The organism is Actinomadura sp. 6K520 (genome assembly GCF_004349245.1).
Lineage (GTDB): Bacteria > Actinomycetota > Actinomycetes > Streptosporangiales > Streptosporangiaceae > Spirillospora.
This window is the reverse complement of record NZ_SMLC01000286.1, coordinates 1-6014: the sequence shown is the minus strand read 5'-3', so window position 1 is coordinate 6014 and position 6014 is coordinate 1. Positions and strand designations below refer to the sequence as shown.

At 75.0% G+C, this 6014-nt stretch carries 7 protein-coding genes and 1 pseudogene; all 8 read left to right on the top strand.

The window, feature by feature from the left end:
- Nucleotides 1-93 precede the first annotated feature (93 nt).
- Nucleotides 94-1392 carry an ATPase, T2SS/T4P/T4SS family gene (locus tag E1289_RS35960; protein WP_131988378.1) on the top strand — a complete coding sequence of 433 codons (1299 nt, stop codon included), beginning with the start codon at nucleotides 94-96 and terminating at the stop codon, nucleotides 1390-1392.
- A 37-nt stretch (nucleotides 1393-1429) separates the two neighbouring features.
- Nucleotides 1430-2443: a type II secretion system F family protein gene (locus tag E1289_RS35955; protein WP_131988376.1), complete on the top strand. Its 1014-nt coding sequence runs from the start codon at nucleotides 1430-1432 to the stop codon at nucleotides 2441-2443.
- Entirely contained in the window at nucleotides 2440-3387 is a 948-nt protein-coding gene (locus E1289_RS35950; RefSeq protein WP_207929377.1) for a type II secretion system F family protein, read from the top strand. The genes E1289_RS35955 and E1289_RS35950 overlap by 4 nt, the downstream gene beginning before the upstream one ends.
- Before the next feature lie 42 nt (nucleotides 3388-3429).
- The gene (locus tag E1289_RS35945; protein ID WP_131988374.1) at nucleotides 3430-3651 is read left to right on the top strand and encodes a hypothetical protein; all 222 of its coding nucleotides are present in this window, start codon (nucleotides 3430-3432) and stop codon (nucleotides 3649-3651) included.
- 32 nt (nucleotides 3652-3683) lie between these two features.
- Nucleotides 3684-4073 (top strand): TadE/TadG family type IV pilus assembly protein, encoded by a 390-nt coding sequence (locus E1289_RS35940; protein WP_243713418.1) that lies wholly within the window; start codon nucleotides 3684-3686, stop codon nucleotides 4071-4073.
- Entirely contained in the window at nucleotides 4073-4522 is a 450-nt protein-coding gene (locus tag E1289_RS35935; protein WP_243713415.1) for a TadE family protein, read from the top strand. Before E1289_RS35940 ends, E1289_RS35935 begins: the two co-directional genes overlap by 1 nt.
- The gene (locus tag E1289_RS35930) at nucleotides 4519-4971 is read left to right on the top strand and encodes a pilus assembly protein TadG-related protein (RefSeq protein WP_131988370.1); all 453 of its coding nucleotides are present in this window, start codon (nucleotides 4519-4521) and stop codon (nucleotides 4969-4971) included. The genes E1289_RS35935 and E1289_RS35930 overlap by 4 nt, the downstream gene beginning before the upstream one ends.
- A 25-nt stretch (nucleotides 4972-4996) precedes the next feature.
- Nucleotides 4997-6014, top strand: a pseudogene (locus E1289_RS35925) (hypothetical protein); the annotation flags it as partial.

Sequence of the window (6014 nt, the reverse complement as noted above, 5' to 3'; positions counted from 1 at the left end):
CCGCCGCCGCATCCCGTCCCCCCGCCCCCGGCGAGCGAGCGGCCGCCGGGGCAGGTGCCGGCGGGCCTGCGGCAGGAGGAGGGGAGGCGCTAGATGGACCACGCGCTCGTCAAACGCCTCCGCCAGGAGGTCGGCGACCGGCTGGCGCAGCAGCGCAGGCTGGACGCCGCCAACGGGCTGCCGCCGATGTCCGGCGAGGACGAGCGGCAGTTCGCCCGCGCCCTCATCGGCCAGGTGCTGGAGGAGTTCGCCCGCGGCGAGATCACCTCCGGGCGCCGCCCGCCGAACGCCGAAGAGGAGGAGGCGCTCGCCGCCGGCGTGCACGCCGCGCTGTTCGGGGTCGGCCGGCTCCAGCCGCTGCTGGAGGACCCCGAGATCGAGAACATCGACATCAACGGCTGCGACCGCGTCTTCATCGGCTACGCCGACGGGCGCGAGGTCATGGGCGAGCCGGTCGCCGAGAGCGACGAGGAACTGGTCGAGCTGATCCAGATCCTCGCCGCCTACAGCGGGCTGTCGTCGCGCCCGTTCGACACCGCGAACCCCCAGCTCGACCTGCGGCTGCCCGACGGCTCCCGGCTGTCGGCCGTGATGGACGTGACGCTCCGCCCGGCGCTGTCGATCCGGCGGGCCCGCCTCGGCAAGGTCTTCCTGGCCGACCTGGTCGGGAACGGCACCCTCACGCAGGAGATCGGCCAGTTCCTCGGCGCCGCCGTCCGCGCCCGCAAGAACATCATGATCGCGGGTGCGACGAACGCGGGGAAGACGACGCTGCTGCGCGCCGTCGCCAACGAGATCCCGCCGAACGAGCGGCTCATCACCGTGGAGCGCGCCCTCGAACTCGGCCTGGACGCCTTCCCCGAGCTGCACCCCAACTGCGTCGCGTTCGAGCAGCGGCTCCCGAACTCCGAGGGGCAGGGCGCGATCACGATGGCGGAGCTGGTCCGCCGGTCGCTGCGGATGAACCCGTCCCGGGTGATCGTCGGCGAGGTGCTCGGCGACGAGATCGTCACGATGCTGAACGCGATGACGCAGGGCAACGACGGGTCGCTGTCGACGATCCACGCGAACTCGTCGGTGGAGGTCTTCAACCGCATCGCGACGTACGCGATCCAGTCGGAGGAGCGGCTGCCGGTCGAGGCGACCCACATGCTGATCGCCGGCGCGATCGACTTCGTCGTGTTCCTGGAGAAGCGCAACGACTACGCCTCCGGGGGCCGGCTGCGGCGCTACGTGTCCAGCGTCCGGGAGGTCACCGGCGTGGACGGGCGCGTCCTGTCGTCGGAGGTGTTCGCCCTCGGGCCCGGCGGGTTCGCGGTGCCGAACGCCCCGATCGCGTGCGCCGGCGAACTCGCCGACCACGGCTACGACCCGTCCGGAGGTGCCTGGTGAACGGCGGGCGCACGGCGGGTCACCCGGGAGGGCGCTGATGTACGCGCCGGACGTGCTCCTCGCGATCCTCGCGGGCGCCGCGGCGGGCGGCGGGCTCCTGCTGCTGCTCGTCGCGCTGCGCGGGCTGCCGCCGCGGACCCGGCCGGCCCGGGGGCGCAGCCGCGAGGACCTGGTCCGGACGTTCACCACCCGCACCGCCGTCGCCGCCGTCGTCGGCGTGCTCGTGCTGGTCGTGACGCGCTGGCCGATCGCCGCCGCCGGCACCGCCGCGCTCGTGCTCGCCTGGAACGGCCTCGTGGGCGGTGCCGCCGAGGAGCGCCGCGGCATGGCGCGGCTGGAGGCCCTCGCCGGCTGGACGGAGTCGCTCCGCGACACGATCGCCGGCGCCGTCGGCCTCGAACAGGCGATCCCGGCGTCGCAGCGCGCCGCCGCCCCGGCGCTGCAGCAGCCGCTGCGCAACCTGGTCGACCGGCTGCACACCCGCGTCCCGATGCCGGAGGCGCTGCGCCGGTTCGCCGACGACATCGACGACCCGTCCGCCGACCTGGTGATCGCCGCGCTGATCCTGAACGCCAAGCTCCGCGGCCCCGGCCTGCGCGACATGCTGAGCGCCCTCGCGAACTCGGCCCGCGCCGAGCTGGACATGCGGCGCCGCGTGGAGGCCGACCGGCGCTCCACCCGGCGCAGCGTCCGCATCGTCGTCGCCGTCTCCGTGGGGACGGCGCTGGCCCTCGCCGTGTTCAACCACTCCTACGTCGAGCCGTACGACGACCTGCTCGGCCAGCTCGTCCTGTGCATCGTGGTCGCCCTGTACGGGGCGGCGTTCCTGTGGCTGCGCCGCCTGTCGAAGTACGAGCTGCCCGGACGGTTCCTCAGCGAGCCGCGCCCGGCCGCCCAGCCCGGTGTGCCCGGTGAGGTGCCGAGCACCGTGGCGGGCTGGAAGGGCGGCGGCGCACCCGGCCAGGGCGGCACGCCGGGCACGCGCGGCTCGCAGGAGCTGCCGCTGCGCGGGCGGCACGCGACGGACGCGGGAGGGGGTGCCGCCCCGTGAACGCCGCGATGATCGCCGGCGCCGTCGTCGGCCTCGGCCTGTACGTGCTGGTCCGGGCGCTGTTCCCGGCGCGTCCCGGCCTCGCCGCGCGGATGGCCGCGCTCGACGCGGCCCGCCGCCGCGACCCGGCGGAGCAGCAGACCGGGCGGCCGGGCGGCGCGGGGACACCGGGGCGCGGCACGTCCCCGACGCTGGAACGGGTCGGCGTGCTGCGCGCCCGGCTCGGCCGGGAGCTGGCGCGGTTCTGCGAGTCGCGCGGCTGGAAGCTGCGCTCGGTGCGCGCCGACCTCGCGATCACCGGGCGGTCGCTGGAGGCGTTCCTCGCCACCAAGTTCCTGCTGCCCGCCGCCGCGCTGCTGTTCGTCCCGCTGATCGCCGCGTACTTCGCGCTGCTCGGGCTCGGCTCGTCCGTCGCGGTCCCGGTGTGGATCTGCGTGCTGTTCGCCGCGGTGTTCTTCTTCTTCCCCGACATGCAGCTGCGGCAGGAGGCGCAGGCCCGCAGGCAGGACTTCCGCCACGTCGTCGGCGCGTTCCTCGACCTGGTCTCGATGAACCTCGCCGGCGGCCGCGGCGTGCCGGAGGCGCTGCTGACCGCCTCGAACGTCGGCGAGGGCTGGGCGATGCACCGCATCCGCGACGCGCTCGCCAACGCCCGCATCACCGGGCAGACGCCGTGGCAGTCGCTCGGCCGGCTCGGCGAGGAACTCGACATCGCCGAGCTGCGCGACCTCGCCGGCGCGCTCGCCCTCGTCGCCGACGACGGCGCGCAGGTCCGCAAGTCCCTCGCCGCCCGCGCCGCGTCGATGCGCAGCCGGGAGCTGTCGGAGCTGGAGGGCAAGGCGGGCGAGCGCTCCCAGTCGATGCTCGTCGCGCAGCTGTTCCTGTGCGCCGGATTCCTGATCTTCCTGGCCTACCCGGCCCTGATGAGGGTGCTCGCCTCATGATCCCCGACCCCGCCGCCGTGACGGCCACCTGGAGGTACCGCTATGAGCCCGCACAACCCGCTGCACGATCCGGCCGTCGTCTACCTGCGCGCCGTGCTCGGCGCCCGGCTCGCCCGGCTGCGCTCGGCCGAGCGGCGCGACCGGGGCGCGTCCGCGATCGAATGGGCGATCATCACCGCGATCCTGGCGCTGCTCGCGATCACGATCGGCGCGGTCATCACCAAGAAGGTCACCGACAAGGCCAACACCATCAACACCGGCTGACGGGGCGCGGGTCCGACTCTGGCGCGTCCTCGATGGAGTGGGCGCTGCTCACGCCGGTCCTCATCCTGCTGATGCTCGTCGTCGTGCAGTTCACCATGGTCTTCCACGCCCGGCACGTCGCGCTCGCGGCGGCGCAGTCGGGCGCCCGCGTCGCGCGGACCGCGCCCGTCGGCGGCGGCTGGCAGGACGCGGCGACCGCGAAGGCCGCCGGGGACGTCCGCGAGATCGGGCCGGAGCTGCTGAGCGGCCTCAGCGTCCGCGCGGGGGAGTCCGGCGACCAGCGCTGGGTGGAGGTCAGCGGCGAGGCGGTGACCGTCGTCCCGTTCATGAAGTTCCACGTGTCGCAGCGGTCCCAGGGCCCCATCGAGTGCTTCCGGCCCGACGTCGGCGACGGTCTCGCGTGCGAACCGGGGGGCGGCTGATGAGAGCCCTGGACCGCGGGTCGATGTCGCTGGAGATGGTGCTGGTCACCCCCCTCTTCGTCGGGTTCCTGCTCTTCCTCGCCGGCGCCGGGCGGATGGTGGACGCCAAGAGCCAGGTGGACGGCGCCGCGCGGGACGCGGTGCGCGCCGCGTCCATCGCCCGCAGCGCCCCGGCCGCGCAGCGCCTCGCCGCCGAAACCGCCGCGGCCGGCCTCACCGGCGCCGGCTGGTGCGCGGGCGGGCCGAGCGTGGCGACCGACGTGTCCGACTGGGGACCGGGCGGCCGGGTCGGCGTGACGATCACCTGCGACGTCGACCTCGGCGACCTGTCGTTCATCGGCCTGCCCGGCACCAAGCGCCTCCAGGGCCACGCGATCGCCCCCGTCGACACCTTCACCTACCGCGGGACGGACGCGGGAGGCGCCGAAGACCCAGAGGACGCGCCATGACCAAGCGCCCGGCGGGCGGCGCCCCCCGCGACGGCGGCCGGGACCGCGGCACGATCGCGCTGTACACGGTGCTGTTCACCCCCATCGTGTTCCTCCTGGCCGGGCTCCTGGTCGACGGCGGGCTCGCCATCCACGCGCGGCAGCGTGCCGCCGACATGGCCGAGCAGGCCGCCCGCGCGGGCGCCAACCAGATCGACACCGACGCCCTGCGGGACACCGGCGAGCCCGTCCTCGACCCGGCGCGGGCGCGGGCGGCGGCGTGCGCCCTCCTCGCCGACCACCCCGACCAGGTCACCGCGTCGCAGTGCGACGCCGACGAGCAGGAGGTGGCGGTGAACGTGCAGATCACCGTCCGGCCGCAGCTGCTCGGGATCATCCCCGGCCTCAGCGAGTTCCGGATGACGTCCGGGGCGACGGCCCGGCCCGTCACGGGAGGAACCGACCCGTGAGCTCCGGCCGAAACCGACTTACGATGTGTCCGACGTCCAGGGACCGGCGAACGGCGGGGGCGCGATGGTGACGCGGCAAGGGCAGCGGATTCCGGACCGGGGCGGCAGGCGGCCCGGAAGGCACCGCAGCGCGGGTGACGTGCTCGCCGGCATCGGAGCGATCGCCGCGCTGGCCGTGCTGCTGGCCGGTGTTCCGGCCGCGCTCCTTCTCCTGTTCGGGTCGCCGCTGCCGGACACGGTGCCGTCCACGTCGGACCTCACGCGGCGGATCGGGCCCGGCGCGCTCATCGGCGTCCTCGTCGCGCTGGTCTGGCTCGCCTGGCTCCAGTTCGCGGCGTGCGTGGTCGTCGAGGTCTACGCGGGCGTCCGCGGCGTCGGCGTCCCGGCGCGGGTGCCGCTCGCCGGCGGGACGCAGTCGCTGGTGCACCGGCTCGTCGTGGCCGCGCTGCTGCTGTTCACCGCCACCACCGCGATCATGCCGGCGCTGTCGGCCGGCGGGCTGGCGCAGCGGCCGCCCGCGCAGACCCAGTCGCAGGAGTTCCGCCCGGTGGCCGCGACCGTGCCGGAGCGCACCGCCGGCACCGGCACCGACCGGGCCGCGGCGGACCTCGCCGCGGAACCGATGCGGAAGGCCGAGACCGCGAAGATCTACCGGGTGCAGCCGCCGGAGGGCCGCCACCACGAGAGCCTGTGGGAGATCGCCGAGAAGTGCCTGGGCGAGGGGCGCCGCTACAAGGAGATCTTCGCCCTCAACAAGGGCCGCGTGCAGCCGGACGGGACGCGCCTGACGATCGCCAGCCTCATCCGGCCGGGCTGGATCCTGGAGATGCCGGCGGACGCCAAGGGCGCGAAGGTCGTCCCCGCCGAGGACCTCGACGAGTACTTCCGGTACGGGCACCCCGTCCCGGACCGGCCGGAGAAGCCCGAGAAGCCCGAGAAGCCGGAACGGCCGCAGGAACCGGAGCGCCCGCAACCGCCGGCGTCGCAGGCTCCGCCCACGGCCGCGCCCACCGCGCCCCAGCCCACGATGCCGGAGGCCCAGC